At 31.4% G+C, this 12898-nt stretch carries 7 protein-coding genes and 3 tRNA genes; 7 read left to right on the top strand and 3 right to left on the bottom strand.

All coding sequences use genetic code 11. The features are described 5' to 3' along the window. The first annotated feature begins 49 nt into the window (after positions 1 to 49). From QX51_RS14885 to hprK, 7 genes are all read left to right on the top strand, one after another. Positions 50 to 125: transfer RNA gene (locus tag QX51_RS14885), tRNA-Val, on the top strand. A 15-nt stretch (positions 126 to 140) separates the two neighbouring features. Next, a tRNA-Asp gene (locus QX51_RS14880) sits at positions 141 to 217 on the top strand. A gap of 6 nt (positions 218 to 223) precedes the next feature. Continuing rightward, positions 224 to 299, top strand: a tRNA-Lys gene (locus QX51_RS14875). 268 nt (positions 300 to 567) lie between these two features. Further along, on the top strand, positions 568 to 2538 hold the full coding sequence (gene uvrB / locus QX51_RS14870) for an excinuclease ABC subunit UvrB (RefSeq protein ID WP_039680688.1): 1971 nt from the start codon (positions 568 to 570) through the stop codon (positions 2536 to 2538). Continuing rightward, the gene (gene uvrA, locus QX51_RS14865; RefSeq protein WP_039680687.1) at positions 2538 to 5363 is read left to right on the top strand and encodes an excinuclease ABC subunit UvrA; all 2826 of its coding nucleotides are present in this window, start codon (positions 2538 to 2540) and stop codon (positions 5361 to 5363) included. Before uvrB ends, uvrA begins: the two co-directional genes overlap by 1 nt. 124 nt (positions 5364 to 5487) lie before the next feature. Beyond that, complete coding sequence (gene uvrC / locus QX51_RS14860; protein ID WP_039680686.1) at positions 5488 to 7302, top strand: excinuclease ABC subunit UvrC; 1815 nt, start codon at positions 5488 to 5490, stop codon at positions 7300 to 7302. A gap of 7 nt (positions 7303 to 7309) precedes the next feature. Beyond that, complete coding sequence (gene hprK / locus QX51_RS14855) at positions 7310 to 8239, top strand: HPr(Ser) kinase/phosphatase (protein WP_039680689.1); 930 nt, start codon at positions 7310 to 7312, stop codon at positions 8237 to 8239. Between the two features lie 77 nt (positions 8240 to 8316). Here the strand turns inward: hprK and QX51_RS14850 are convergent, their stop codons facing one another. From QX51_RS14850 to QX51_RS14840, 3 genes are read right to left on the bottom strand one after another with little or no spacing between them, the layout of a single operon-like run. After that, the gene (locus QX51_RS14850) at positions 8317 to 10077 is read right to left on the bottom strand and encodes an NADH-dependent [FeFe] hydrogenase, group A6 (protein ID WP_039680685.1); all 1761 of its coding nucleotides are present in this window, start codon (positions 10075 to 10077) and stop codon (positions 8317 to 8319) included. Between the two features lie 23 nt (positions 10078 to 10100). After that, entirely contained in the window at positions 10101 to 11990 is a 1890-nt protein-coding gene (locus QX51_RS14845) for an NADH-ubiquinone oxidoreductase-F iron-sulfur binding region domain-containing protein (RefSeq protein WP_039680684.1), read from the bottom strand. Between the two features lie 12 nt (positions 11991 to 12002). Next, on the bottom strand, positions 12003 to 12503 hold the full coding sequence (locus QX51_RS14840) for an NADH-quinone oxidoreductase subunit NuoE family protein (protein ID WP_039680683.1): 501 nt from the start codon (positions 12501 to 12503) through the stop codon (positions 12003 to 12005). Positions 12504 to 12898 lie beyond the last annotated feature (395 nt).

Genomic DNA, 12898 nt, shown 5'->3' with positions numbered 1-12898 from the left:
GCCGGCTGTGAGGGTTCGATCCCCTTCACCCGCTCCATTTATTTATCCCGGGACCATAGCTCAGCTGGGAGAGCACCTGCCTTACAAGCAGGGGGTCACAGGTTCGAGCCCTGTTGGTCCCACCATTAAAACACAAACGCGGCCTGGTAGTTCAGTTGGTTAGAATGCCAGCCTGTCACGCTGGAGGTCGAGGGTTCGAGCCCCTTCCAGGTCGCCATAATTTGACTCATTAGCTCAGTCGGTAGAGCACTTGACTTTTAATCAAGGTGTCCGGAGTTCGAATCTCCGATGGGTCACCAATTAATAACAAGAAAACCATGTGTAAATAATTGTATTTGCACATGGTTTTCTTGTTATTTAATTTTATATATTTATATTTCAATTCTGTGGGTTATATACAAAATTTACTTTTATGACAGAGATTATTTAAATCATTTTAAATGGGTAATATATATTAATGAATAAATTTTATAATAAATGTTTATACAAGAGATAAATAATAGGATTATTATGGTATAATTAAGATTGTAATTATACGGAACGGATGTTCTAAAGGAGTGAGGAGATATGGACTTTGAAATTCAATCGGCTTTTAAGCCAACAGGGGATCAACCAGAGGCAATAAAGGAAATTGTTACTTCAATTAATAATGATGAAAAGTTTCAAACATTACTAGGTGTAACAGGTTCGGGTAAAACTTTTACTATGGCTAATATAATTAGAGAAGTAAAAAAACCAACTTTAATTCTAGCTCATAATAAAACTTTAGCAGCTCAATTATATAGCGAGTTTAAAGAGTTTTTCCCTAATAATGCAGTTGAATATTTTGTAAGTTATTATGATTATTATCAACCAGAAGCTTATGTGGCATCCAGTGATACATATATAGAAAAGGATGCAAGTATAAATGATGAAATAGATAAGCTAAGACACTCAGCTACAGCATCTATATTAGAAAGAGATGATGTAATAGTAGTATCTTCTGTATCATGTATTTATGGTATTGGGGATCCTGATGATTATAAAAAGCTTATGTTATCCATTAGAACAGGAATGGAAATTGACAGAGATACTCTAATAAGAAAATTAGTAGATATACAATATGAAAGAAATGATATTAACTTTGTGAGAGGAACTTTTAGAGTTAGAGGTGATATTCTAGAATTATTCCCTGCAAGTGATGATGAAAAAGCTATAAGAATAGAATTTTTTGGAGACGAAATAGACAGAATCGTGGAAATTGATTATGTTACAGGAAAAATTTTAGGAACAAGAAGCTATGTAGCAGTATTTCCAGCGTCACATTATGTAACTACTCCAGAAAAAGTTGCCCATGCAGTAGAAGCTATTGAGAAAGAATTAGCAGAAACAGTTCAATCTTTTAAGAATAATGACAAATTATTAGAAGCTCAAAGAATTGAACAAAGAACAAAATATGATATAGAAATGTTAAATGAAATAGGTACTTGTCAGGGTATAGAAAACTATTCAAGACATATTACAGGAAGAGAAGAAGGTGAAAAACCTTATACATTAATGAGTTTCTTTCCAGATGATTTCTTATTAATAGTAGACGAATCTCACGTTACTATACCTCAAGTTAGAGGAATGTATGCAGGAGATAGATCAAGAAAACAATCATTAATAGAAAATGGATTTAGATTACCATCTGCTTATGACAATAGACCTTTAAACTTTGCTGAATTTGAAGAAAATATAAATCAAGTATTATTTGTTTCTGCAACACCAGGACCTTATGAAATAGAACATTCGACAACTGTAGCACAACAAATAATAAGACCAACAGGGTTACTTGATCCAATTATAGAAGTAAGACCAATTGAAAATCAAATAGATAATTTAGTTGGTGAAATAAATAAAGTTACAGAAAAAGGTGAAAGAGTTTTAATTACTACTTTAACTAAGAAAATGAGTGAAGATTTAACTAATTATTTAAAAGAAATAGGAATAAAGGTTAAATATTTACATTCAGATATAGATACACTAGAAAGAACAGAAATAATTAGAGATTTAAGACTTGGTAAATTTGATGTACTAGTAGGTATAAACTTACTTAGAGAAGGTTTAGATATTCCAGAGGTTTCATTAGTTGCTATATTAGATGCAGATAAAGAAGGTTTCTTAAGATCAGAAACATCTCTAATACAAACAGTAGGACGTGCTGCAAGAAACTCAGAAGGTAGGGTTATAATGTATGCTGATAAGATTACACGTTCTATGGCAGCAACTATTGAAGAAACTAAAAGAAGAAGAGAGATACAGTCTCAATATAACGAGGAAAATGGAATTGTTCCTAAAACTATTGTTAAGGAAGTTAGAGATAGTATAGAAACACTTAAACCAGCTGATGAAGAAGTTGTATTTGGAATTGCTGAAAGTGAAGATGAGTACGAAGTTCAAAATAATATAGAAGCTTTACAAAAGGAAATGATGGAAGCTGCACAAAACTTACAATTTGAAAGAGCAGCTCAGTTAAGAGATAAGATAAAAGAGTTAGGAGAAAGGATAAAAAATTAATGGAAGATAAAATCATTATAAAAGGTGCAAAAGAACATAACCTTAAAAATGTCAGTATAGAGCTTCCTAGAAATAAGTTTATAGTTTTCACGGGACTATCAGGTTCTGGAAAATCTTCTTTAGCATTTGATACTATTTATGCAGAAGGGCAAAGAAGATACGTGGAAAGTTTATCAGCTTATGCTAGACAGTTTTTAGGACAAATGGAAAAACCAAATGTGGAATATATAGAAGGGTTATCACCGGCTATATCTATAGACCAAAAGACAACATCAAAAAATCCTCGTTCTACTGTAGGTACAGTAACAGAGATTTATGATTATTTAAGGCTTTTATTTGCAAGAGTTGGAGATGTTCACTGTCCTACATGTGGAAAACCAATATCTCAAATGACTATACAAGAGATAGTAGATAAAATATTAGAGTTTCCGGAAAGAAGTAAACTTCAAATTTTATCTCCTGTAGTAAGAGGTCAAAAAGGAACTCATAAAAAACTTATAGAAAGCATTGCTAAAGATGGTTTTGTAAGAATTAGAGTTAATGGAGAAAATCAGGAAGTAACTGATGATATTAATTTAGAGAAAAATAAGAAACACAATATAGAAGTTGTTGTAGATAGAATAGTTGTAAAAGATGGAATAGAAAGAAGACTAGCTGATTCTATAGAAACGGCTGTAAAATTATCAGATGGACTTGTGATAGCTCAAATAGTAGGTGGAGAAGAAGTTTTATACTCTACTAAATTTGCTTGTCCAGAACATGGTATAGGAATTGAAGAACTATCACCAAGAATGTTCTCATTCAATGCTCCTTTTGGTGCCTGCGATGTATGTAAAGGATTAGGAGAAAGTAGAGAAGTTGATCCGGATCTTGTTATACCAAATAAAGATTTAAGTATAAAACAAGGAGCGATAGCTGCATGGGGAAGTGTAAGCACAAGTGATGATACATATTATAGCAAAATGGTACAAAGCTTAGCTGAACACTTTAATGTATCTTTAGATACTCCATTTAAAGATTTACCAGAAGATTTTGTTCAAGAATTACTTTATGGTGAAAATAATGTAATGGTTCAATTTATTTTTGACTCTAAGTTTGGAGGAAGAAGAGAGTATAAGGCTCCTTTTGAAGGGGTTATAGTAAACCTTGAAAGAAGATATAGAGAAACTAATTCAGAGTATTCAAGAGACAAAATTGAAGAGTATATGGCTGAAACACCTTGTCCAAAATGTAAGGGTAATAGACTGAAAAAAGAAGTTCTATCTGTTCTAATAGGTGGAAAAAATATAATGGAAGTTACAGATCTATCTGTAAAAGATTTATTAGACTTTGTTCAGAGCTTAGAGTTAAGCGAAAAAAATAAATTTATAGCTCATGAAATTTTAAAAGAAATAAATGAAAGGGCATCTTTCTTAAAAGATGTAGGATTAGAATATTTAACTTTATCAAGAAAAGCTGGAACGCTATCAGGAGGAGAAGCACAAAGAATCAGACTTGCTACTCAAATTGGTTCTGCTTTAGTTGGAGTTTTATATGTATTAGATGAGCCAAGTATAGGTCTTCATCAAAGAGATAATGAAAAATTAATAGGAACATTAAGACATTTAACTGATCTTGGAAATACCTTAATAGTAGTTGAACATGATGAAGATACTATGAGAGAAGCTGACTACGTGGTAGACATTGGACCAGGTGCTGGTGTTCATGGTGGAGAAATAGTAGCTCAAGGTACTTTAGATGAAATATTAGAAAATCCTAATTCAATGACTGGATTATATCTAAGTGGTAAAAAAGTAATAGAAATACCTGATACTACAAGAGAAGGTAATGGAAACTTTATAGAAATTAAAGGTGCCACAGAAAATAACTTAAAAAATATTAATGCAAAGATACCTCTTGGAAAATTTGTATGTATTACAGGTGTATCAGGTTCTGGAAAAAGTTCATTAATTAATTCAATCTTATACAAAGGTGTAGCAAGTAAGGTCAATAGATTAAGACAAAGACCTGGTAAACATAAGGAAATTAAAGGAATTGAAAATATAGATAAAATAATAAATATAGATCAAAGTCCAATAGGAAGAACGCCTAGATCAAATCCAGCTACTTATACAGGTGTATTTGACCAAATAAGAGATTTATTTGCTACAACAAATGAAGCTAAAGCTAGAGGCTACAAAAAAGGAAGATTTAGTTTTAATGTTAAAGGTGGTAGATGTGAAGCTTGTAAGGGTGACGGTATAATCAAAATAGAAATGCATTTCTTACCAGATGTTTACGTACCTTGTGAAGTATGTAAAGGTGAAAGATATAATAGAGAAACTCTACAAGTTAAGTACAAAGATAAGACTATTGCAGATGTACTTGATATGAATGTGGAAGAAGCATTAGAGTTCTTTGAAAATATACCAACTATAAAAAGAAAACTTGAAACTTTGATAGATGTTGGACTTTCCTATATCAAACTTGGTCAACCTTCAACTCAGTTATCTGGAGGAGAAGCACAAAGAATTAAGCTAGCATCAGAATTAAGTAAAAGACCGACAGGAAAGACTTTATATATTCTTGATGAGCCTACAACAGGACTTCATATGGCAGATGTTGATAAGTTGATTCACGTTTTACAAAAACTTGCTGATACAGGGAATACTATAGTAGTAATAGAACATAATTTAGATGTTATAAAAACTAGTGACTACATTATAGATTTGGGACCAGAAGGTGGAGATAAAGGTGGAAAAATAATCGCTACTGGAACACCTAAAGAAGTATCTAAGGTGAAAGGTTCATATACAGGGCAATTCCTAAAGAAATACTTTGAATAAGTTTTGAAATTTTTAATATTATCAAAGATGAAATATAAAACTTCTAATTTTTATCTATATAAGAATTAGAAGTTTTATTATAGAATGAATTATAGAAGCGAATTTTGATTTCGGAGGAATATAAGTGTTTGATATACAGGAACAATTAAAAAAACTACCAGCTGAGCCTGGGGTATATTTAATGAAAGATGAAGATGATAAAATAATATATGTTGGTAAAGCCATATCATTAAAAAATAGAGTAAGACAGTACTTTCAATCATCTAAAAACCATTCTTCTAAGGTAAAATCAATGGTTAAAAATATAAATTCATTTGAGTATATAATCACTGATTCAGAGCTAGAAGCATTGATTTTAGAGTGTAATTTAATTAAAAAATATAGACCTAAATATAATGTCTTATTAAGGGATGACAAAACGTACCCTTATATAAAGGTAACAGTAAATGAAGATTTTCCAAGAGTATTAAAAGTTAGAAGAGTTCTTAAAGATAAGGCTAAATATTTTGGACCATATACAAATGTGGAAGCTGTTAATGATACTTTAGATGTTATTAGAAATATTTATCCTATAAGAACTTGCAATGTTGATATTGAAAGAGCTATTAAAAATAATATGAGGCCATGTTTAAACCTTCACATAAAAAGATGTGTGGGACCTTGCACTGGAAATGTTTCAAAAGAAGAATATAATAAAATGATAGAAGAAATACTATTATTTTTATCTGGAAAAGAAGAAACTTTAATTGAGATTTTAAAAGAAAAGATGAATAAATGCTCTATGGAGTTTAATTTTGAAGAAGCAGCTATTTATAGAGATAAAATAATGAATCTTCAAGAAATGATGCAAAAGCAAAAAATTGATGTATCTACAGATGATATCAATCAAGATATAATAGCTATGGCTTATAATGATGAAGAAGCCTGTGTACAATCATTCTTTATTAGACATGGTAAAATAGTTGGAAGAGAGCATTTCATATTAGAGGGAACAAAGGATTCTAGTAAGGAAGCAATACTTGGTTCTTTTGTAAAACAATTTTACATGAAGGCAGAATATATTCCAAAAGAGATTATTATTGAATCAGAGATAGAAGATCAAGTAGTTCTTGAAGAATGGTTATCAAATATTAAAGGACAAAAGGTATCTATAAGAGTCCCTCAAAAAGGAGATAAAAAAAGTTTAATATCTATGGTTAAGAAAAATGCTATGGAATACTTAGAAAAATTCTCTAATTTAAATAAAAGAAAATATGAAAGAAGTGAAGGGGCTTTAATTGAGCTAGCTGAAGTATTAGGCTTACAAGAACCACCGAGAAGAATAGAATCTTATGACATATCTAATATACAAGGTGTAGATTCCATAGGTGTTATGGTTGTTTTTACAAATGGACTCAAGGACAAAAAAGAGTATAGAAGATATAAAATAAAGACTGTAGAAGGACCTAATGATTATGATTCTATGGCTGAAATTTTAGATAGAAGATTGCAAAAAGGTGATTTTGCTGATTTAATACTATTAGACGGTGGAAAAGGACAAGTCAGTGCTGTACAAAAAGTTTTTGATAAATATGGAATAGATATACCTTTGTGGGGAATGTATAAAGATGACAAACATAGAACAAAGGGATTGATATGTGCTTCAAATGATATTGAACTTGATAAAACGTCAAATCTATATAGGTTTGTTGCAAGTATTCAAGAGGAAGTACATAACTATGCCATAAGCTATCACAGAAGCTTGAGAAACAAATCTTTAACAAAATCTTCTTTAGATGATATTCCAGGCGTTGGAGAAAAAAGAAAAAAAGCATTATTATCTAATTTTAAAAGCATTGAAGATATAAAAAATGCATCAGTAGAAGAGTTATCTAAAGTAGAGGGATTAAATAAAAGTGTAGCAGAAAATATTTATGAATATTTTAGAAAGGGAGAGTAAGTAATTGATAGAAACAGTAAAAGATAAAGTATCTATATCTCAATTAATTGATGATTTGGATTTAGAGGTAGTATATATGCCAGAGGAGAAGGAATACTATGTGGAGTCGGAAGATGTAAATAGAACAGGATTACCGCTGGCAGGATATTTTGAATATTTTCCTTATGAAAGAATTCAAATAATAGGAAAAACAGAATATACTTATTTTAAAAATATAAAAAAAGATAAAAGAGAAATAATATTAGATAAATTTTTCTCTTATGAAATACCTGTATTAATAGTTACGAGGGATTTAGAAGTTGATTCAGACATAATAGAAAAAGCTAAAAAATATAATAGAGTAGTATTAAGTAGCAAGTGTAGTACTACTAGATTTATTAATAGATTATCTAATTATTTAGATAACAAGTTAGCGCCTCATGTTACAATGCATGGAGTTTTAGTAGATGTATATGGTATAGGTGTTCTTATAAAGGGAGAAAGTAGTATAGGTAAATCAGAAACTGCCTTAGAATTAATACAAAAAGGTCATAGATTAGTAGCTGATGATGCAGTTGAGATTAGAAAAGTTGATGATAGTAGACTTGTAGGTCAAGCACCAGAATTATTAAAACATTATATGGAGATAAGAGGTATAGGAATAATAGATGTTAAAAGTCTATATGGTGTTGGGGCAATAAAAAATCAAAAAGCAATAGATTTAGTAATTGAATTAGAAAATTGGAATCAACAAAAATATTATGATAGATTAGGTTTAGATAGAGAATATGAAGAAATACTTGGAAGAAAAATTGAAAAGTTAGTAATACCTGTTAAACCAGGAAGAAATACATCTATGATAATAGAGGTAGCCGCTATGAACTTTAGGCAAAGAGGAATGGGTATAGATGCAGCTCAAGAGTTCACAGAAAAATTAACTAGGGTAATTGATAAATAAATTAAAAGAGAGTTATGAGATTTTTATAAATTTCATAACTCCCTTTAATTTTTAATCAATAAGTAAAGTATTAATTATTAGCATTCAGCGTCAGCAAATACATTACTTTTATCATAGTACTCAGTATGAAGCAATTCATGAGACTTATGTCCACCTCTTTCACCTAAGAATTCATCGTATAATTTGATGATATCTGGGTTAGCATGAGAAAGACGTTGTGGTTTATTAGCATCTATTTCATATAAAGCTTTAGCTCTTGCTTTAACTTTATCATAGTCTCCCCCGTGATAAGGTTGACCAGCACCAGCAACACATCCACCAGGACAAGCCATGATTTCTATTACATGGTACTTGCAAGTTCCAGCTCTTAATTCATTCATTAATTTTCTAGCATTTCCTAAACTACTTGCAGCAGCCACATTTACTGTATGACCAGCAATTTCTAAAGAAGCCTCTTTTATACCATCCATACCTCTAACAACTGTAAAATCTAGAGAAGGAGCTTCTTCTTTAGTTATATCATGATATGCAGTTCTAAGTGCAGCCTCAAGAACACCACCAGTTGCACCAAATATATCAGCAGCACCAGTAGAATATCCAAGTGGGCTATCAAACTCAGCTTCTTCTAAGTTAGCTAAATCTATACCAGCTTCTTTTATCATTCTTGCTAATTCTCTAGTAGTTAATGATAAATCAGTATCTAGATATCCATCTTGACCTAATTCTTCTCTAGAAACTTCGTATTTCTTAGCAACACAAGGCATTATAGACATAACTATAACTTCATCAGGTTTTTTACCTAAAGCTTTTTCAGCAAAGTAATGTCTAGCTATTGGGGAAAACATACTTTGTGGAGATTTACAAGTGGAAAGATGAGGTAATAAATCTGGAAATTCATGTTCCATAAAGTTAACCCAAGCTGGGCAGCAGCTAGTTAATATAGGAAGTTTTTCACCTTTAATAAATCTATTTACAAACTCATTAGCTTCTTCCATTATAGTTAAGTCAGCTGCAAAGTTAGTATCGAAAACATAATCGAAACCTAAAGCTTTTAATGCAGAAACCATTTTACCAGTAGATATAGAACCTGGGTCTAATCCAAACTCTTCTCCTAGACCAACTCTTACAGCTGGAGCAGTTTGAACCATAACAGGTTTTTCTTTTTGTGCTAAAGCATCCCAAGCAGCGCCAGTATTATCTTTTTCAACTAATGCACCTGTTGGACATACGCTTATACATTGACCACAGAAAGTACAGTTAGTATCAGCTAAATCAACACCATAGAATGTAGAAACCTCTGTGCCGAATCCACGGTTGATACCAGATAATACACCAACTGATTGTACTTCGTTACACATAGTTTCACATCTTCTACATAGTATACATTTTGCATGATCTTTAACTATAGATTTAGTAGAAGTATCAACAGGAACATAAGATTGATCTCCATCAGAGAATCTAACATTTCTTATACCTAAGTCTGCAGCGATATCTTGCAATTCGCAATGGCCACTCTTAATACAAGATAAACAGTCTTTTGGATGGTCTGATAACATTAATTCAACAACATTTTTTCTATATTTTAAAGCTTCTGGAGAATTAGTGTTTACAACCATTCCTTCTTTAACTAAAGTACCACAAGCAGGAACTAGTCCTCTTCCAGCACTAACCATACATACACGACAAGATGCACAATGGTTATCAAATTTTATATCATCCATATGTAAATGACATAGGCTTGGTATTTTAACATTTACTTGTTTTGCAGCTTCTAATATTTTTGTATCAGAAGGAACTGAAACAGCTTTGCCATTTATAGTTAAATTAACTAAACTCATTAATAAACCCCTCCTTAGCGTAATTATCTTTTAACAATTGCACCCTTCTTACATTTTTCTATACAAGTACCACATTTAATACATTTACCAGTATCTATAGCATGTTTTTCTTTCTTTTCACCGCTTATTGCATCAACTGGACAGTTTTTAGCACATAATCCACAACCAATACAATCATCAGTAATTACAAAGTCTAACAGAGAAGTACATTTTCCTGCTGGACATTTATGATATTTAACGTGAGCTAAATATTCATCATAGAAGCAATCCATAGTACTTAATACAGGGTTAGGAGCGCATTTTCCTAGACCACATAAAGCGGTGTTTTTCACAGTTAATGCTAAGTCTTTTAAATCAACTAAGTCTTGCTCGCATCCTTTACCTTCACAAATTTTATTTAATAATTCGTATAATCTTTTTGTACCTATACGACAAGGAGTACATTTACCACAAGACTCTTCAACAGAGAAGTCTAAGAAGAATCTAGCAATATCAACCATACAGTCAGTTTCATCAAGAACAAGCATACCACCTGAACCCATCATAGATCCTATAGAAGCTAATGATTTGTAATCTATAGGAGTATCTAAATCTTTAGAAGATATACATCCACCTGATGGTCCACCGGTTTGAACAGCTTTAAATCCTTTATCATGTAAGATACCGCCACCTATTTCATATACGATTTCTCTAAGTGTAGTACCCATAGGAACTTCAACAAGTCCAACGTTATTTACTTTTCCGCCTAATGCGAAAACTTTAGTACCTTTAGAATCTTCTGTACCATAAGAAGTAAACCAGTCAGAACCTTTAGTTATTATAACTGGAACATTACCAAATGTTTCAACGTTATTTAAGCAAGTAGGAGCATTCCATAAACCATGTTTAGAAGAAGAGAAAGTCTTCATTCTAGGCTCACCACGTTTACCTTCAATAGAATGCATCAATGCAGTACCTTCACCACAAACAAAAGCACCAGCACCATATTTTAATTCTAGTTTGAAGTTGAATCCGCTGCCCATTATATTTTCACCTAATAGTCCAGCTTCTTCAGCTGCAGCTATAGCTATTTTTAATCTTTCTATAACACGAGGATATTCAGCTCTTATATATATATATCCGATATCAGAACCAATAGCATATCCACAGATAGCCATAGCTTCTAATACATTATGAGGGTCACCTTCTAATAACGATCTATCCATGAATGCACCCGGGTCACCTTCATCAGCATTACATACAACGAATTTTTTGCCGTTAACAGGAGGATTTTTAGCAGAAGCTTCCCATTTAACACCAGTAGGGAATCCAGCCCCACCTCTACCCCTTAGTCCTGAAGCTTTTATTTCTTCAACAACTTGTTCGGGAGTCATTTCATTTAAACATTTACCAAGAGCAAGATATCCATCATTAGCAAGATATTCGCTTAAACGTTCAGGATGTATAACACCAAGATTTCTTAAAGCTATTTTCTTTTGCTTTTTATAGAAAGACATATCTTTTTCATTATTAACTCTTATATTATCTAATGATGGTTCCTCAAATAATAATCTTTCTACAACAATATTATTTTTAATATGACTTTCTACTACTTCAGCAGCATCTTCAGCAGAAAGATTTACGTAGAAAATGTTATCAGGGTAAACTTTTACTATAGGACCTACGGCGCAGAAACCAAAGCATCCTGTTAATTCAACTTTAGCAACATCTTCAAGGCCAGCTTTTTTTATTTCATCTTGTAAAGCTTCTAAAACTTTTATACTACCAGAAGAAGCACATCCAGTATCACCACAAACTAATATTTCTCTTTTTGTAGGAACACCATCAACTCCATCTTTCTTTCTTAAATCAAGAAGAGGTTTGTACTCTTCAACAGCAGCTTTTAATTCAACATAAGAATTAATTCTTTTCATGTATTATCCCCCCTAACAGCTCATTTCTACTTCTTTATAGTCATTTATTATACCTGTAACATCATCAGGTGTAACTCGACTATATACTCTACCATCAACAACAACAACAGGAGCAAGTCCACAAGCACCTACGCATCTTAAACATTCAATAGTGAATTTAAGATCAGGAGTAGTTTCTCCGGATTTAATACCTAATTGTTTTTCTAGTTCAGCAAGAACATCTTTTGAACCTTTCACGAAACATGCTGTTCCTAAACATACATTAATTTTGTGTTCTCCAACAGGAGTAGTAGAGAAATAGGAATAGAAGCTAACAACACCATATACTTTGGCAGGAGAGACACCTAATTTTCCTGCTATATAAAGTTGAACTTCTTTTGGTAGATAGCCAAATATACCTTGAGCTTCTTTAAGCACATATATTAATGCACTCTCATCAGCTTCAGGAAGAGCGACGATTAAGCTATCTAACTCATCAAATAATTTTTTGTTCTGTGAAACAAAATTGCACATGCAAATTCCCCCTTTTCATTTTGAAGTTAGTCATAGTAAATAATTAACAGCAAAAGCTTAAAATACATTCTATAAATTTTAAGAGGTTATAGTTATAAAATAAGTTAAGTAAAAATTTATAGAGTTAAAATTTTAACATTCGAAGTTTCCTATAAAAATCTATAGTAAATACTGAATGGAAAAAATTGTAATCCTACTTTATATTATAGTATAGAAATATATTAAAAAGCCAATGAAAAATTATAATTAAAATATTGAATAATTATGTTAAAATCAAGAATTAAGGAGAATTTTTTTAATAATTAAAGAAAATATTAAGAAAATCTATTGTAAAATTAAAAAATTAAGTATAGTGTCATAAAGAAATTAAATATTAAAGAATAATCCAAATATTC

The organism is Terrisporobacter othiniensis (genome assembly GCF_000808015.1).
Classification (GTDB): domain Bacteria; phylum Bacillota; class Clostridia; order Peptostreptococcales; family Peptostreptococcaceae; genus Terrisporobacter; species Terrisporobacter muris.
This window is presented reverse-complemented; position numbering and strand designations above follow the sequence as displayed.

What these genes read in the sequence shown, in the direction of transcription:
- uvrB (WP_039680688.1), top strand. Translation starts at nt 568, where the DNA reads ATGGACTTTGAAATTCAATCGGCTTTTAAGCCAACAGGGGATCAACCA.
- uvrA (WP_039680687.1), top strand. Translation starts at nt 2,538, where the DNA reads ATGGAAGATAAAATCATTATAAAAGGTGCAAAAGAACATAACCTTAAA.
- QX51_RS14850 (WP_039680685.1), bottom strand. Translation starts at nt 10,077, where the DNA reads ATGAGTTTAGTTAATTTAACTATAAATGGCAAAGCTGTTTCAGTTCCT.
- QX51_RS14840 (WP_039680683.1), bottom strand. Translation starts at nt 12,503, where the DNA reads ATGTGCAATTTTGTTTCACAGAACAAAAAATTATTTGATGAGTTAGAT.
- QX51_RS14845 (WP_039680684.1), bottom strand. Translation starts at nt 11,990, where the DNA reads ATGAAAAGAATTAATTCTTATGTTGAATTAAAAGCTGCTGTTGAAGAG.